At 72.1% G+C, this 14,946-nt stretch carries 14 protein-coding genes and 1 pseudogene; 4 read left to right on the forward strand and 11 right to left on the reverse strand.

The genetic code is table 11. The features are described from left to right. Positions 1 to 6: 6 nt before the first annotated feature. From IE264_RS05830 to IE264_RS05850, 5 genes are all read right to left on the reverse strand, one after another. Positions 7 to 1,080 (reverse strand): aspartate-semialdehyde dehydrogenase, encoded by a 1,074-nt coding sequence (locus tag IE264_RS05830; protein ID WP_032758742.1) that lies wholly within the window; start codon positions 1,078 to 1,080, stop codon positions 7 to 9. Beyond that, positions 1,077 to 2,348 (reverse strand): aspartate kinase, encoded by a 1,272-nt coding sequence (locus IE264_RS05835; protein WP_015609511.1) that lies wholly within the window; start codon positions 2,346 to 2,348, stop codon positions 1,077 to 1,079. Before IE264_RS05835 ends, IE264_RS05830 begins: the two co-directional genes overlap by 4 nt. 262 nt (positions 2,349 to 2,610) lie before the next feature. Next, a complete protein-coding gene (locus IE264_RS05840; RefSeq protein WP_032758743.1) occupies positions 2,611 to 3,357 on the reverse strand; it encodes a DUF1838 family protein in 747 nt (248 codons plus the stop codon). A 58-nt stretch (positions 3,358 to 3,415) separates the two neighbouring features. Beyond that, a complete protein-coding gene (locus IE264_RS05845) occupies positions 3,416 to 5,557 on the reverse strand; it encodes a LamG domain-containing protein (protein WP_078657538.1) in 2,142 nt (713 codons plus the stop codon). A gap of 121 nt (positions 5,558 to 5,678) precedes the next feature. Further along, a complete protein-coding gene (locus IE264_RS05850) occupies positions 5,679 to 6,197 on the reverse strand; it encodes an SgcJ/EcaC family oxidoreductase (protein ID WP_032758745.1) in 519 nt (172 codons plus the stop codon). 225 nt (positions 6,198 to 6,422) lie between these two features. Between IE264_RS05850 and IE264_RS05855 the strand changes: the two genes are divergently transcribed. Beyond that, complete coding sequence (locus tag IE264_RS05855; protein ID WP_032758746.1) at positions 6,423 to 7,265, forward strand: SDR family oxidoreductase; 843 nt, start codon at positions 6,423 to 6,425, stop codon at positions 7,263 to 7,265. A gap of 127 nt (positions 7,266 to 7,392) precedes the next feature. Here the strand turns inward: IE264_RS05855 and IE264_RS05860 are convergent, their stop codons facing one another. The 3 genes from IE264_RS05860 to IE264_RS05870 all read right to left on the reverse strand — a co-directional run bounded on the left by IE264_RS05860 (position 7,393) and on the right by IE264_RS05870 (position 9,194). Next, the gene (locus IE264_RS05860; protein ID WP_015609515.1) at positions 7,393 to 8,052 is read right to left on the reverse strand and encodes a DUF5063 domain-containing protein; all 660 of its coding nucleotides are present in this window, start codon (positions 8,050 to 8,052) and stop codon (positions 7,393 to 7,395) included. A gap of 92 nt (positions 8,053 to 8,144) precedes the next feature. After that, positions 8,145 to 8,744 carry a recombination mediator RecR gene (gene recR / locus IE264_RS05865; RefSeq protein WP_015609516.1) on the reverse strand — a complete coding sequence of 200 codons (600 nt, stop codon included), beginning with the start codon at positions 8,742 to 8,744 and terminating at the stop codon, positions 8,145 to 8,147. 105 nt (positions 8,745 to 8,849) lie between these two features. Beyond that, the gene (locus IE264_RS05870; RefSeq protein WP_015609517.1) at positions 8,850 to 9,194 is read right to left on the reverse strand and encodes a YbaB/EbfC family nucleoid-associated protein; all 345 of its coding nucleotides are present in this window, start codon (positions 9,192 to 9,194) and stop codon (positions 8,850 to 8,852) included. A 309-nt stretch (positions 9,195 to 9,503) separates the two neighbouring features. On the opposite strand from IE264_RS05870, the gene IE264_RS05875 reads away from it, so the two are divergent. Further along, positions 9,504 to 10,409, forward strand: coding sequence for an SLATT domain-containing protein (locus IE264_RS05875; RefSeq protein ID WP_032758748.1), 906 nt, complete (start codon positions 9,504 to 9,506; stop codon positions 10,407 to 10,409). Positions 10,410 to 10,474: 65 nt separating this feature from the next. On the opposite strand, the gene IE264_RS05880 is transcribed toward IE264_RS05875, so the two are convergent. The 3 genes from IE264_RS05880 to IE264_RS05890 form a co-directional block, all read right to left on the reverse strand. Continuing rightward, a complete protein-coding gene (locus IE264_RS05880; RefSeq protein WP_015609519.1) occupies positions 10,475 to 11,125 on the reverse strand; it encodes a putative DNA-mimic protein in 651 nt (216 codons plus the stop codon). A 131-nt stretch (positions 11,126 to 11,256) separates the two neighbouring features. Beyond that, positions 11,257 to 11,958 carry a GntR family transcriptional regulator gene (locus IE264_RS05885; protein ID WP_015609520.1) on the reverse strand — a complete coding sequence of 234 codons (702 nt, stop codon included), beginning with the start codon at positions 11,956 to 11,958 and terminating at the stop codon, positions 11,257 to 11,259. 157 nt (positions 11,959 to 12,115) lie between these two features. Further along, positions 12,116 to 13,489, reverse strand: a complete 1,374-nt coding sequence (locus tag IE264_RS05890; protein WP_032758749.1) for an aspartate aminotransferase family protein — start codon at positions 13,487 to 13,489, stop codon at positions 12,116 to 12,118. Positions 13,490 to 13,728: 239 nt separating this feature from the next. On the opposite strand from IE264_RS05890, the gene IE264_RS05895 reads away from it, so the two are divergent. Both IE264_RS05895 and IE264_RS05900 read left to right on the forward strand, forming a co-directional pair. Continuing rightward, a complete protein-coding gene (locus IE264_RS05895; RefSeq protein WP_032758750.1) occupies positions 13,729 to 14,340 on the forward strand; it encodes a DJ-1/PfpI family protein in 612 nt (203 codons plus the stop codon). Next, positions 14,337 to 14,828 (forward strand): annotated as a pseudogene (locus tag IE264_RS05900) (MarR family winged helix-turn-helix transcriptional regulator); the annotation flags it as partial. The gene IE264_RS05895 and the pseudogene IE264_RS05900, both read left to right, overlap by 4 nt. Positions 14,829 to 14,946 lie beyond the last annotated feature (118 nt).

The raw sequence follows: 14,946 nt of genomic DNA on the forward strand, positions 1-14,946 counted from the left end.
TTCGTTTCAGGCCCGGGTAATTTCGGCGGCCACGGATTCGGCGATCTGCGCCACGTTCAAAGCCGCACCTTTGCGGAGATTATCGCCGCAAATGAACATTTCCAGGGCGCGGGGATCATCCATCGAGCGCCGAACCCGGCCCACCCAGGTGGGATCGGTGCCCACGACATCGGCCGGAGTCGGGAAATCTCCGGACGCCGGGCTGTCGAAGAGCACGACGCCGGGGGCGGTCGCCAGGATCTCGTGGGCCCGGTCGACGGCGACCTCGTTCTCGAAGCGCGCGTGGACGGACATGGAGTGCGTCGCGATGACGGGGACGTACACGCAGGTGGCGGTGGTCCTCAGGCCCGGCAGGCCCAGCACCTTGCGGCACTCCTCGCGGATGGCGAGCTCCTCGGACGACCAGCCGTCCCCGGCGTCCGTACCGGCCCACGGCACGACGTTCAGGGCCACGGGGGCGGCGAAGGGGCTGTCCGCCGTACCGGCGTGGTCGCCCAGGGCCCGGCGTACGTCTCCGGGGTGGGTGCCCAGCTCCGTACCGGCCACCAGCGACAGCTGTTCGCGCAGGGCCGTGACGCCGTCCCGGCCGGCGCCGCTGACCGCCTGGTAGGAGGAGACGATCAGTTCGCGCAGTCCGAATTCCGCGTGCAGCGCGCCGACCGCGACGATCAGCGACAGCGTGGTGCAGTTCGGGGACGCGACGATGCCACGCGGTCTGAGCCGGGTGGCGTGCGGGTTGATCTCCGGGACGACCAGCGGTACGTCGTCGTCGAGCCGGAAGGCCGCCGAGTCGTCGATGACGACGACGCCCTTGGAGGCGGCGATCGGGGCCCAGCGGGCGGACACCTCGTCCGGCACCAGGAAGAGGGCCACGTCGATGCCGTCGAACACGTCCTCGGTGAGCGCGAGCACCTCGCTCTCCTCACCGCGCACGGCCAGCTTGCGGCCGGCCGAGCGCGGTGAGGCGACGAGTCTGACCTCGCCCCAGACGTCCGCGTGCTGCGAGAGGATCCGGAGCATGACGCCGCCGATCGCCCCGGTCGCACCGACGACCGCGAGCGAAGGGCGGCGTGCGGTCATCGGCCGGTGCCCCCGTAGACGACTGCCTCGTCGGAGTCGCTGTCGAGGCCGAAGGCGGTGTGCACGGCGCGCACGGCCTCGTTGACGTCGTCGGCGCGCGTGACCACTGAGATGCGGATCTCGGATGTCGAGATGAGCTCGATGTTCACGCCCGCGTCGGAGAGCGCCTCGAAGAAGCCCGCGGTGACACCCGGGTTGGTCTTCATGCCGGCGCCGACCAGGGAGATCTTGGCGATCTGGTCGTCGTAGCGGAGGGACTCGAAGCCGATGGGGCCCTTGGCCCGCTCCAGGGCGTCGATGGCCTTGCGGCCCTCCGACTTGGGGAGGGTGAAGGAGATGTCCGTCAGCCCGGTCGACGCGGCGGAGACGTTCTGCACCACCATGTCGATGTTGACCTCGGCGTTCGCGATGGCGCGGAAGATCGCGGCCGCCTCGCCCGGCTTGTCCGGGACGCCGACGACGGTGACCTTGGCCTCCGAGACGTCGTGGGCGACTCCGGAGATGATCGCGTGCTCCACCTTCTGGTCCCCTTGCGGCTCGTTGCTGACCCAGGTGCCGCGCAGTCCGGAGAAGGACGAGCGGACGTGGATCGGAATGTTGTAACGGCGTGCGTACTCGACGCAGCGGTGCAGCAGCACCTTGGAGCCGGACGCGGCCAGCTCCAGCATGTCCTCGAAGGAGATCCACTCGATCTTCTTCGCCTTCTTCACGACCCGGGGGTCCGCGGTGAAGACGCCGTCGACGTCGGTGTAGATCTCACAGACCTCGGCGTTCAGCGCCGCTGCCAGCGCGACGGCGGTCGTGTCCGACCCGCCGCGGCCGAGGGTGGTGATGTTCTTGCCCTCCTGGCTCACGCCCTGGAACCCGGCGACGATGGCGATGTTGCCCTCGTCGATCGAGGTCCGGATGCGGCCGGGCGTGACGTCGATGATGCGCGCTTTGTTGTGGACCGAGTCGGTGATGACACCGGCCTGGCTGCCCGTGAACGACTGGGCCTCGTGGCCCAGGTTTTTGATCGCCATCGCCAGCAGGGCCATGGAGATCCGCTCACCGGCGGTCAGCAGCATGTCGAACTCACGGCCGGCAGGGATCGGGGAAACCTGCTCGGCGAGGTCTATCAACTCGTCCGTCGTGTCGCCCATCGCGGACACCACGACAACCACCTGGTTGCCGTTCCTCTTGGCGTCGACGACTCGCTTGGCGACCCGCTTGATGCCCTCGGCATCGGCTACGGAGGAGCCTCCGTACTTCTGCACGACAAGGCCCACGTGCGCTCCTCGCTCAGTCATTACTGCGGTCGGCTCAGTTTAACGAGCAGCCCGGAATCGACCCGTCCTTACCAGATGGTGAGATGTCCCGCCCACGACCCGGTACGGCGTGTCGTCCCGAACTGCTCGTACGAGGCTGCTGCCCATCCAGGAGGAGCGCACTCCCCTTTGTGTCCCAGCCCACACCTTCGGGGCGAAATGTGCGAGTCGGCGGTGCCGGTCGGGTTACGTGCCCCAGCTGCTCACCGAACCGTCCGGCCGCTCACCGGACCGGGTTGAGCTTCCGGAAGTACGTCCAGCTCGTCTCGTTCGGCGCGCTCCACTCCTCCGGGGCGTGGGCGAACTCCGGGTGGTGGTCCGCGATGTACGCGCGGGTGCGCCCGGGGACCTCCTCGTACGAACCGAGCTTGCGGCCCCGGCAGTGGAAGGTCAGCCCGCCGGGCCGCTGCCCCTGGGCCATCCACGGCAGCCACGGCGACATCCGGGACCACGACATGGTGGCCGGGACGCCGGGCGCGGAACCCTCCAGGTCGGCGCGGTCGGCGAAGAACTGGAAGAGCTCCAGCGCCTTGTAGGTGTCACCGGCCGAGTGGAGGGGGTACTGGGCCACCGGCAGCGGCGAGGGGTAGGCGAGCGGGATCTCCAGGCTGAAGCAGATCTGTCCGCCGAGCTCGGTCGTGGGGACGGGGAAGGGGCGCCACTTCTGGTTGGCCGGGTCGTTCCAGACGTGCACCACCGGCTGGTCCTGCCAGGTCTCCAGGATCTCGCGGGTGGTGGGGTCCAGGTAGAAGGCGGCCTCCCGGGTGAGGAGCTGGTAGGCGTCCGGCCCGGCTTCGGCGTCCTGGACGAGTCGGGAGACGTTGAGCCCCTCGAAGCCGAAGAGGCGCTGGTAGGGCTCGTCGGGGGCCCAGGAGTACACGTCCCCCGACCACCAGTACGTGACCTCCTCGCCGTCCAGCGAGGCGCGGGTGCGGGCGAAGGAACGGAACAGCTCGGCGGGTGTCGTCATACGGACACTGTGCGCCACCGCCGCCCCGGTACGAGGCTCGGGGCGGTGGTGGCCTGCGTCAGCGGCCGGCGGCCGGCCACGGCAGCTGGCGGATGTCCTCCTCGGGCAGCACGCCCTCGTAGGCAAACACGCTGTCCACGGCGCCGTGCAGATACTCGCCCCACCCGTCGGCGGTGCGGGCCCGGCCGAGCTGGAGCCCGCCCGTGCTCTTCCAGGCGGCGTCGAAGCCGGCCGTACCGCCTTCGTCGTACTTCACCCCGTCCAGATAGAAGGACACCTGCTTGGCGGAGGCGTCATGGACGACGGTCAGCCGGTGGCCGGGCCCCGTGTTGCCGTCCGGCCATTCGATACGGCTGAGCACGGTCTCCGGCGCGCCCGGCTCGTCGGCGTGCGCCATCACCAGGTCCCAGCTGGAGTTCTCCGGGTCGTAGCGCACCTTGAAGGCGTCGCCGTGCTCGCCGCCCTGGGAGATCGCGGTCATCGGCGTCGCCGGCTCGTCGTCGGTGAGCCGGACCCGGACGCTGACGGTGAAGCTCCCCGAGGTGTCGACCACGGGGGCGTCCGTGGCGGCGTGGCCCGAGGCGCCGTCGAGACGGAGGTGGCCGTCGCCGTCCATCTCCAGCGGCCAGTCCTGGCCGCACTCCAGGTCCAGCGGGTCGCACGGGTCGTCGAGGCGGTAGAGCGAGGCGCCGGTGCCCAGCTTCAGCGGTGCGCCGCCGCCCTCCTCCGGTGCGAGGCCGTCCGGCGCGGTGTCGAGCGCCCAGTGGCCGAGCCGCCGCGCGGCACGGGTTGCAAGCTCCTTCACCTCGGAGGCCACGACGATCCGGTCGTACGCCCGTACGTCACCGATCTCGCCCTGCCAGCGGTCCCGGTACCCCTGCGCGCCGCGCGCCCGGCCGATCTGGAAGGCGCCCTCGCCCGCCACGGCGGTGACGGCCGTCTCCTCGCCGACCGCGCGGCCGTTCACGTACAGCCGTGCCGTACCGGTCCCGGCGTCGTACTGGCCCAGCACATACGCCCACGCGCCGGTCTCGGGCAGGCCGCCCGTGACCCGCGCCCCGCCGACGGAGAAGGACCAGACGGGGGCGGCCCCGGCCTGCGCCAGTCCCAGGGTGAACGCGCGTGCCGTGCCAGCGTCCTGCGAAAGGACTGTACGGGTGCCGTCCACGCGTCCCGGTCGCACCCAGCCGCCGACCGCGAAGGTCTCCGCGGTGTCGGTGACGACCGGGGAACCCGAGGTCAGGAAGCCGTGTCCCGATCCGTCGAGCGAGGCGGTGGAGGTGAGCGGGGTACCGGAGGGCGCGGGTGCGCCGAAGGTGACCCCCGCACCGGCACGGGCCGCGCCGCCGGTCTCCGCGGCGGCCGAGCGGGAGCCCGCCGCGTCGGTGAGCCTCCACTGCGCCACCGGGGCGGGGCCCGCCCCGACCCGGAAGGTGTAGTCGGTGCGCGGGCCGCGGTTGCCCGCACGGTCCTGCGCCTGCACGGAGAGGACCTGCACCCCGGACTTCTCCGGTACGAAGCGGATCCCGGCCGACCCGTCGGCGTCGGCCGCGACGGCCTTCGGGGCTCCGCCGAGGAAGGAATAGCTGTAGGCGACGATGTCGTCGGCCTGCGCCGAGAAGCGGAAGGTCCCCCGGACGCCGACGCCGGGCGACCAGGTGTCGTCGTCCGGATAGTCGGAGGAGCTGACCACCGGAGCGTCGGGCGCGGTGCGGTCGTACACGAACTGGCAGGACGCTCCCGCCCCTTCGCTGCTCCAGGCCGACGCCCCGGCGTCGTTGACGGCCCGCACCCGCCAGGACACGACGGTGTCGGCGGGGATAGTGTCCGGCAGCTGCCAGGTGAAGGGGGCGGTGTCGGACATCGTGGTGGTGGTCCCGGTCACGCGCTCCTCGGCGCCGCCCTCTCCCTGCCACCACGCCTCGAACTCGCCCCGGACCCGGCTCACTTCACCCGGCTGCCCGCCGCCGGGCCCGTACAGCCGTGCTGTCACCTGCGGGACCGACCGTACGTAGGGCCGCTCCTCACCGGAGACACACGGCGCGCCGTCTGCTCCCAGGTCGGAAACCAGCGGCTGCTTCGGCGGGAGCCCGCCGGACGCCGCCAGTACGGTGCCTGGCGTCGCCAGTACCGTTCCGGCGGCGATCACCGCCGCCGCGGCCGCCCGTCTCGCTCTCCCATATCCCGTACGTCCCGTCATGCTGCGTACCCCTCCCCGGCCGGCCCCTCGACGATCAAGGGCTGCAGCAGGCTAGCAATCGGGGCCGACACACCGCCCGCGAATAACCGAGCGGTCCACGGGATGACCTGCCGGGCACCCCCTAACCGGCGGCCAGTGTCTCCGCGTCGATCACCGAGGTGTTCTGCGCGGCCGCGATCCGCCAGACCCCGTCGTCCTTGGCCAGCACGTAGGTCGGGGTGCCGGGGACCGACTCGGGGTGGGCGGCGATGAGTTCGGAGGGGTCCTCCACGCCCCGGAAGATCTCGTCCAGGAACTCCCCTCCCTCGCGGGTGGCCGGCCGCTGGCGGATCTTGACCGCGGCCACGTCGGGGCGGATGAAGAGGATGAGCGCGACGGTGTACGTGGCGGTCACCGGGGAGCCCGCCTGGGGCGGGAGCACCTTGCGGGTGAAGGCGCTGATCTCCGGGAGGCCGGTCAGTCTCTTCCCGTGGGCCGTGGTCCAGATGGCGTCCTCGCGAAAGCCGCTGAGGAAGGCGTCGGGCTGTGCGTTCTGCTGGGCCTCCTGGACCCCTGCCACGAACGCGACGATCGCGTCGACGTCCTCCTGCGGGGCGGGGACGCCGAGGACGGCGGGGGGCGCTGCGCTGCTGGTGCTCATGCGGGTCTCCTTGTGCCGAGCGGTGCCGAGCGGTGCCGGTCGGTGGTGCCGAGCGGTGCCGGTCGGTCCGGACAGGCCGAGCCTCCGTCCTCAAGCGCGGTTGAGGTCAAGGGGACTTCGCCAACCGCCCAACCGGCTTGATCTCAAGGCCGGTTGAGGTCCTAGCGTTGTCGAAGCCGAACAGGCCGGGACGAGAAGGCCCATGACGATGAGGAGCACGTGACGATGATCCTGGTGACCGGTGCGACCGGAAACATCGGCAGGGAGCTGCTGCGGCAGCTGCACGCGGACGGGCACGCCCCCGGCGTCCGGGCGCTGACCCGTGACGCGGGGCGGGCCGGGCCCTTGGTGCCCGAAGGGGTCGCGGTGGTGGAAGGCGATCTGGGCCGCGTCGAGACGTTGAAGCCGGCGCTGGACGGGGTGCGTTCGCTGTTCCTGCTCGCGGGGGCCGGCGCCGACGCGCGGGTCCTGGAAGCCGCCCGGGGCGCGGGGGTGGAGCACGTGGTGCTGGTCTCCTCCATCACCGTCGTGACCCATCCGCACCTGGGCCCGGCGCGGGCGAACCTCACCGTCGAGCGCCGGCTGCGGGAGAGCGGGATGGAGTGGACGGTCCTGCGGCCGACGCAGTTCGCCTCCAACACCCTCTGGTGGGCGGAGTCCGTACGCGAGGAGTCCGTGGTGCGCGTGCCGTACGCGGACACCGGGCTGCCCACGGTCCACCCGGCGGACATCGCGTCGGTGGCCCGCGCCGCGCTGACCGGGCCGGACCACCGGGGGCGGACGTACCCGCTCACGGGGCCGGAGCGGATCACCCCGCGGCAGCAGGCCGGGGAGCTGGGGCGGGTGCTGGGCCGGGAGGTGGCCTGCGTCGGGATCGGGCGGGAGGCCGCGTTCGGGCCGATGGCCGCGATGATGGGGGCCGAGGTCGCGGGCAGCGTCCTCGACCTGATGGGCGGCGATGTCAACGACGAGCTGCTGGCCGTGCACGACACCGTCTCCCGGGTCACCGGCTCGCCCGCCCGCCCGTACCGCGACTGGGCGGAGGAGAACGCCGCCGCCTTCCGGTGAAACGCGGTTGCCGTCCGGTGAAACGCGGTTGCCGTCCGGTGAAACGCGGTTGCCGTCCGGTGGATGCCCGCCGCCATCCGGCGGGCGCCTGCCACCTCCCGGTGAGGGGGCGGTGGCGGCCCGGCGGCTACTTCACCGGCCGCAGTCCCAGCGGTCCCGCGATCTCCTGGAGCATCACGCGGCCCGCCTCCTCGGCCAGGTCGTCCTCGCCCGGGTCCTGGTCGGTGTCCAGGCCGTCCAGCTCCTCCAGGGGCTGGCCGAGGCGGATGTGGGCGACCAGGGACTGGAGGGCGCGCAGGGTGGCGGAGGCGGTGGAGCCCCAGTTGGAGAAGTACGAGAACTGCCACCACCACAGCGCCTCGGCCGTGCGCTCCGCCTCGTAGTGGGCGAGGCCGTGGCCGAGGTCGGTGACCAGGTCGGCGAGGTCGTCGGAGATGCGGTGCGGGACCGGGGCCTTGCGGGGCTCGTACGGGTCGAAGACCTCGGAGTAGACGTCGATCGGCTCCAGCAGGGCCGCGAACCGCTCGCGCAGGCCGTCCGCGTCCGGCTCGGGGCCGAGGTCCGGCTCGTACCGCTCGTCGGGGAGGACGTCCTCGTACGCGCCGAGGCGGCCGCCCGCGAGCAGGAGCTGCGAGACCTGGAGGAGCAGGACCGGAACGGCCTCTTCCGGCTCGTCGACCTTGGACACCTCGGTGACCGCGACGATGAACGTCTTGATCTGGTCCGCGATCTGGACGGCGAAGTCGCCCGGGTCCTGCGTGACAGTGTTCAGCGTGGCGTCAGACATCGAGGGGACCTCCCGTGGGCGCGGTCACAGACGGTGAAGAGGACGGCAGTACGTGGAGGTGACGCCGGATCCGGAGGCGTACCGCTGCGGTGTCAGACATCCAGCAGCCGCCTCCCCTCGAACGCGCGGCCCAGCGTGACCTCGTCGGCGTACTCCAGGTCGCCGCCGACCGGCAGGCCACTGGCCAGCCGGGTCACCCTGAGGCCCATCGGCTTGACCATCCGCGCCAGGTACGTCGCAGTGGCCTCGCCCTCCAGGTTGGGGTCGGTCGCCAGGATCAGCTCCGTGATGGAGCCGTCCGCGAGCCGGGCGAGCAGCTCACGGATGCGCAGGTCGTCCGGGCCGACGCCCTCGATGGGGCTGATCGCCCCGCCCAGGACGTGGTAACGGCCCCGGAACTCGCGCGTCCGCTCGATCGCCACGACGTCCTTGGGCTCCTCGACCGCGCAGATGACGCTCCGGTCGCGGCGCGGATCGCGACAGATCCCGCACTGCTCCTGCTGGGCCACATTGCCGCACACGACGCAGAACCGGACCTTGTCCTTGACCTCCAGGAGGGCATGGGCGAGGCGGCGTACGTCGGTGGGTTCGGCCTGCAGGACGTGGAAGGCGATCCGCTGCGCGCTCTTGGGACCGACGCCGGGCAGCCTGCCCAGTTCGTCGATGAGGTCCTGAACAACGCCTTCGTACAACGGAACGCCTTTCTTTGCTTCCTGCTCCGTACCGTAGTGGGTACGGGTCGGTACCAGTAGGCCCCCGGCGTCAGCTCCGGGGAGCCGGTCCGGTCATGGCCCGGATCAGAACGGCAGGCCCGGAATGGAGCCGCCGCCGCCCAGGCCCTGGGCCAGCGGGCCGAGCTTCTCCTGCTGGAGCGCCTGCGCGTTCTCGTTGGCCGCCTGGACGGCCGCCACCACGAGGTCGGCGAGCGTCTCGGTGTCCTCCGGGTCCACGGCCTTGGGGTCGATCACCAGGGCCCGCAGCTCGCCGGAGCCGGTCACCGTGGCCTTCACGAGGCCACCGCCCGCCTGTCCGTCGACCTCGGCCCTCGCCAGCTCCTCCTGGGCCGTGGCGAGGTCCTGCTGCATCTTCTGGGCCTGCTGGAGCAACTGCTGCATATCGGGCTGGCCACCACCGGGAATCACGGTCACTCCTGGCATTTCGACGACAAATGTTTCGGTAAGCCGAGCCTACGTGCTCCTCGGTCACCGCGCTCCACCCACCGGGGACCAACTCTTTCGGGTGAGATTCGGAAACCGCCGCGAGGGCTCCTATACCTGACCAGCGGCCCTGCGCAGGCGGGAATCCCGCGATTTCGACTCCGCGGCCCACCATTCGGCGGTAGGAAGGGCGTGCACATCGATACGCATGCGCGCATGCCTAGTGACGCAGAGTTACCCGCGAGGAAGCCCCAAGCGTTCGTCCCGTCCGTCAGAGTGCAGAGGAGTGCCCCGGTGAGTCAGCCGGAGATGCAGCCCGAGGGGCCGCCCCGCAAGGAGTCCGACGCGGGTTCCGGTGAGAGCGGAGTGGAGTGTTCCGCTTCTGGCTCCCGGGCCGGGGGGAGCGGTGGAGCCGGTGCGAGCGGTGGAGCCGGGGGGAGCGGTGGGGGCCGGGGGGCCGGGAGCGGTGGCGGCGCCCGTACCGGGGGCGCCTGGGGCGACGGGTCCGGGGCCGGCGGGCGCGATCTGACCGGGCGGCCCTTCCCGCTCGGCGACTGGGGCGAGCCCGCCGAACGGCTCGACGAGCTGTACCGCTGGGCCGAGACCGGCGCCCTCGCCACCGCGGACTGGTATCTCAAGGACCGCGTGTGGAAGCGCCGGGGGGCCAGGGCCCTGCGGCTGGGCACCGCCGCCGGGGTCGTCGCGGGGGCCGCGCTGCCGCTGCTCGACCTGACCGGCACGTTGAGCGGGTCGGCGGGGTGGGGGTATCTGTCGCTGCTGCTGGGTGCCGCCTGCATGGCCTGCGACCGGTACTTCGGCCTCACCTCCGGCTGGATAAGGAATCTCGCCACCGCGCAGGCCGTGCAGCGGCGGCTCCAGGTGCTCCAGTTCGACTGGGCGTCGGAGTGCGTACGGGAGACGCTCGGGCCGACCGAGGGGACCGCCAGCGAGGCGGCCGAGCGGTGCCTGGGGGTGCTGCGGCGGTTCTCCGAGGACGTCACGGAGCTGGTGCGGTCGGAGACGGCGGACTGGATGGTCGAGTTCCGGGCGGGGCCCGCGCCCATGGGGACGCAGGCGCTGGTGTCGGGGAGTGCGGGGGGCCGGGTGGAGCCGGGGGTGCTGCCGGGGCGGTTCTCCATGCCGTCCGTCGCGGCTCGGCCGAACATGCCTCGGCAGCGGCCTCCGGAGGCGCCGCGGTAGGCCCCCCCAGGGGGTGTCCTCAAGCGCCGGACGGGCTGGGGACGGGTGCGGAAGCGACTGAGTTGTCAGCTGAAGATGATCATTGAGCCTTGGGCCAGGGAACGGGTTGCCGCCGCGTGGAGGCCCAGCCAGACGTGGCGTTCCCTTGCGAACGGGCTGTCTTCGTACGGGGCCTGGGTCGCCGGTTCCTCCAGGGCCGTGGGGCCCGGGGGCGGCTGGGGGGCGGCCGGGGGGTTGGCCGGGTCGATGCCGATGGACGGGGCCACGTACTCCAGCTCCCGGAGCAGGCCGTGCGCGGAGCCCAGCGGACCGCCGCCCTCCAGCAGCGCGTCGTTGGACAGCGGGTGCGGGAAGTCGACCGGGACGTACGCCCCGGCGTGGTCGTAGTGCCAGACCAGGTGCGACTGCTGCGCGGTCTGCTCGAACATCTCCAGCAGCTGCTCGTAGTCACCGCCGAGGCCCTCGACCGGGGTGACGGCCAGGCCGCTCAGCTGGAGCAGGTAGGCGCGGCGCAGGAAGTGCAGGGCGTCGTAGTCGAAGCCCGCCACCGGGGCCACGTCTCCGTTGAGGCCCGGCATGTAGGCGAAGACGGGGACGGGCGGCAGCCCCGCGTCGTTCAGCGCTCTGTCGTAGACGGCGATCTCTTCGGCGAACGGGTTGTCGGGGCTGTGGCACAGCACATCGACGAGGGGGACCAGCCACAGGTCACAGGCCACGAAGTCTCGCTCTCCAACGGGTTGGGCGATCGTCGGAACAGCGTAATGCGAGGTGAACCCCACGCACAGTGCCCCGGCACGCCCCGGGCACGCACCGGCAGCCCCGGCGTCCTCCAGCAGGCCTGGGGGCCCTACGACTCCCGGGGCTCCTGGGACTGGCGGGCCTCCTGGGACTCCAGGTGGTCCGCCCAGGCCAGCGCGTGCGCGTAGTACGTCTGCATCACCGCGAGCACCTCGTCGCGGTCGCCGCCCGCGATGGCCTCCACCAGCTCCTCGTGCCCGAACCACAGCACCCGCTCGTCCGGGTGCTCGCCGCGCAGCCGGTGCACGGCGAAGACCCATGCCTGGACGCGGAGTTTGGCGAGGAAGGCGGTGATGTACGGGTTGAGGACGAAGGCCCCGAGCTCCCGCCAGAAGCGGAGGTCGTACCCGATCAGTACGTCGAGGTCGCCGCCCTTCGCCGCGCGGACCGCCTCCGCGGCCCGGCGCCGGATCGGGGCGAGCGCCTCGGCCCGGACGGCGACCTGGTCGGCGGGGCTGCGGAAGATGCCCTCGACGACGAGGGAGCGGGCCTCGACCATCGCACGGTAGTCCCGGATCGTGAACTCGCGGACCTGGAAGCCGCGGTGCTGGTCCGAGGCGAGCAGCCCCTGGGCGGAGAGGTCGAAGAGCGCCTCGCGGACGGGCGTCGCGGAGACCCCGTACTGTTCCGCGATCTGCTTGACGGTGAACTCCCGGCCCGGTCGAAGCCGCCCGGCCAGCACTTCGTCGCGCAGCGCGTCGGCGATCTGCTGGCGCAGCGTACTGCGGGTCACACCTCCGCTCGGACCCATGGGCGACCCTTCCCGTTCGTCAGCCGTGTTCGGCCGTATTCAGCCGTGGTCCGGCTTCAGCCGTCTTTCGGCTCGGGTCACCTTAAGCCAGGGGCCCGCCGTGCCCGATTTCGGGCACGGCGGGGGCGGTGGGATGTACATGAGGGTGGTCGGACGCTTACACCGTGTGCTCGTCGGCCACCGCGAGGGCGATGTCCAGCGCCGCGAGACCCTCCTTGGCCTCGGCCTCGGTGACGTTGCACGCGGGGACGGCGTGGGTGCGGTTCATGTTGATGAACGGCCACAGGCCCTGCTTCTTCGCAGCCGCCCCGAAGGCCGCCATCGGCGCGTTCGCCTCGCCCGACGCGTTGTACGGGACGAGCGGCTCGCGGGTCTCCCGGTTGCGGACCAGGTCCAGCGCCCAGAAGGCACCGAGGCCGCGCACCTCGCCGACCGAGGGGTGGCGCTCGGCGAGTTCGCGCAGGCCGGGGCCGAGGACGGTCTCGCCGATCCGGGCCGCGTTCTCGACGACCTTCTCGTCCTCCATCACGCCGATGGTGGCGACGGCGGCCGCGCAGGCCAGCGGGTGGCCGGAGTAGGTGAGGCCGCCGGGGTAGGGGCGGGTCTCGAAGGTCGCGGCGATCTCGGCGCTGATGGCGACGCCGCCGAGCGGTACGTAACCGGAGTTGACGCCCTTCGCGAAGGTCAGCAGGTCCGGCACGACGTCGAAGTGGTCGGCGGCGAACCAGGCGCCGGTGCGGCCGAACCCCGCCATCACCTCGTCGAGGACGAAGACGATCCCGTACCGGTCGCAGATCTCGCGGACGCCGGCGAGGTAGCCCGGCGGCGGCGTCATGATGCCGGCCGTGCCCGGAATCGTCTCCAGGATGATCGCGGCGATGGTGGACGGGCCCTCGAAGGCGAGCGTGTCCTCCAGGTGCTGGAGCGCGCGGGCGCACTCCTCGGCCTCGGTCTCGGCGTAGAACGGCGAGCGGTAGAGAAACGGCGCCCAGAACCGTACGACGCCGGCCGAGCCGTTGTCGGAGGGCCAGCGGCGGGGGTCGCCGGTCAGGTTGATCGCGGTGGAGGTGGCGCCGTGGTACGAGCGGTAGGCGGAGAGCACCTTCGTACGGCCGGTGTGCAGCCGGGCCATGCGGATGGCGTTCTCGACGGCCTCGGCCCCGCCGTTGGTGAAGAAGATCTTGTCCAGGTCGCCGGGGGTTCGCTCGGCGATGAGGCGTGCGGCCTCGGAGCGTGCCTCGATGGCGAACGCGGGGGCGAAGGTGGCGAGTTTGCCCGCCTGCTCCTGGATCGCGGCGATCACGGTGGGGTGCTGGTAGCCGATGTTCGTGTAGACGAGTCCGCTGGTGAAGTCGAGGTAGCGGTTGCCGTCGTAGTCCCAGAAGTAGGCCCCCTCGGCGCCGGCGACGGCGAGCGGGTCGATGAGGCCCTGGGCGGACCAGGAGTGGAACACGTGCGCGCGGTCCGCGGCCTTCACGGCCGCACCGGCCGCGGGGTCGGCGTACGGGGCATGAGGGGCATGAGGGGTCATGCGGGGAGCGTAGGTGCTGGTGGCGGGCCGTCTCCATGGCCATGTTGTACGGCGTCGGGCGCGGGGGTCGGCAAGGTGTCGGGTCCGGGCGGGGCCGGGAGAGTCCGGGCGGGGCCGGGAGAGTCCGGGCGGGGCCGGGAGAGTCCGGGCGGGCCCGGGAGAGTCCGGGCGGGCCCGGGGTGATTGACAGCACACTGTCGACATGACAGGATTCTGTCATCTACTCGCAGGAGGTCGCCATGACCAGCACCGGAGCTGTGGTTCATCTCGCCGTGTACGACACCCTCGCCGACTGGGAGACCGGGTACACCACCGCCTTCCTCGCCCAGAACGGCTACACCGTGCGGACCGTGGGGCCCGGGCGGGAGCCGGTCACCACCATGGGCGGGATGCGCGTCCAGCCCGATCTGGCGCTGGCCGAGCTGCGGCCCGAGGAGAGCGCGCTGCTCGTTCTCCCCGGGGCCGGGCTCTGGGACGCGGGCGACGACCTGGCGCCGTTCGCCCGTGCCGCACGCGCCTTCCTGGACGCGGAGGTCCCGGTGGCGGCGATCTGCGGGGCGACGGCGGGGCTGGCCCGTGAGGGGCTCCTCGACGACCGGGCGCACACGAGCGCGGTCTCCTTCTACCTGGCGGCGACGGGGTACGGGGGTGGTGCGCGGTACGTGGACGCCGACGCGGTGACGGACGGCGGGCTGATCACGGCCGGGCCGACGGAGCCGGTGGCGTTGGCGCGGGAGGTGTTCGGGGTGCTGGGGGTGTACGGGCCGGAGAAGCTGGACGCGTGGTACCGGCTGTTCCACGACTCGGACGCGAGTGCGTACGAGGTGCTGGAGGGGGACGAGGCGGCGTGACCGGGGAGGTGGGGCGCCCCTCGGAGCAGGAGTTGCTGAGCCGGACCGCGCTCACGGTGTTCCGGCTGAACGGGCAGTTCCTTTCGGTGGCCGACGAGTTGGCCGAGCCGGGTGGGCTGACGGCGGCCTGGTGGCAGGTGCTGGGGGCGGTGCTGCCGGAGCCGTTGCCGGTGGCGGGAATCGCGCGGGCGATGGGGATCACCCGGCAGAGCGTGCAGCGGATCGCGGACCTGCTGGTGGGGCGGGGGCTCGCGGAGTACGTGGAGAACCCGGCCCACCGCCGGGCGAAGCTGTTGCGGGTGACGGCCGCGGGGCGGGAGGCGGTGTCCCGGATCGACCCGCCCCACGCGGAGTTCGCCGCGCGGCTGGCGGGGGAGCTGGGGGTGGAGGGGTTCGTGGAGGTGGTGCGGGTGCTGGAGCGGTTGTCGGGGGCGGTGGAGAGGGCGACCTCCGGCCCGGCCGGAGGCCATTCCAGCCCGGCCGCGGCCGACTCCGGCGTGTCCGGGGGCCATTCCAGCCCGTCGGGGGCCGACTCCGGCGTGTCCGGGGGCCTTTCCAGCCCGTCCGGCGTTTGAGGACGGAACCCTCGCCCTGGTGGGGGCTCAC

Origin of the sequence: Streptomyces microflavus (genome assembly GCF_014650075.1) — a bacterium.
In the GTDB taxonomy this organism is placed as follows: Bacteria; Actinomycetota; Actinomycetes; order Streptomycetales; family Streptomycetaceae; genus Streptomyces; species Streptomyces microflavus.

Coding starts and splice junctions, on each gene's coding strand:
- IE264_RS05830 (WP_032758742.1), bottom strand. CDS start 1,080: ATGACCGCACGCCGCCCTTCGCTCGCGGTCGTCGGTGCGACCGGGGCG.
- IE264_RS05840 (WP_032758743.1), bottom strand. CDS start 3,357: ATGACGACACCCGCCGAGCTGTTCCGTTCCTTCGCCCGCACCCGCGCC.
- IE264_RS05845 (WP_078657538.1), bottom strand. CDS start 5,557: ATGACGGGACGTACGGGATATGGGAGAGCGAGACGGGCGGCCGCGGCG.
- IE264_RS05850 (WP_032758745.1), bottom strand. CDS start 6,197: ATGAGCACCAGCAGCGCAGCGCCCCCCGCCGTCCTCGGCGTCCCCGCC.
- IE264_RS05855 (WP_032758746.1), top strand. CDS start 6,423: ATGATCCTGGTGACCGGTGCGACCGGAAACATCGGCAGGGAGCTGCTG.
- IE264_RS05860 (WP_015609515.1), bottom strand. CDS start 8,052: ATGTCTGACGCCACGCTGAACACTGTCACGCAGGACCCGGGCGACTTC.
- IE264_RS05885 (WP_015609520.1), bottom strand. CDS start 11,958: ATGGGTCCGAGCGGAGGTGTGACCCGCAGTACGCTGCGCCAGCAGATC.
- IE264_RS05890 (WP_032758749.1), bottom strand. CDS start 13,489: ATGACCCCTCATGCCCCTCATGCCCCGTACGCCGACCCCGCGGCCGGT.
- IE264_RS05895 (WP_032758750.1), top strand. CDS start 13,729: ATGACCAGCACCGGAGCTGTGGTTCATCTCGCCGTGTACGACACCCTC.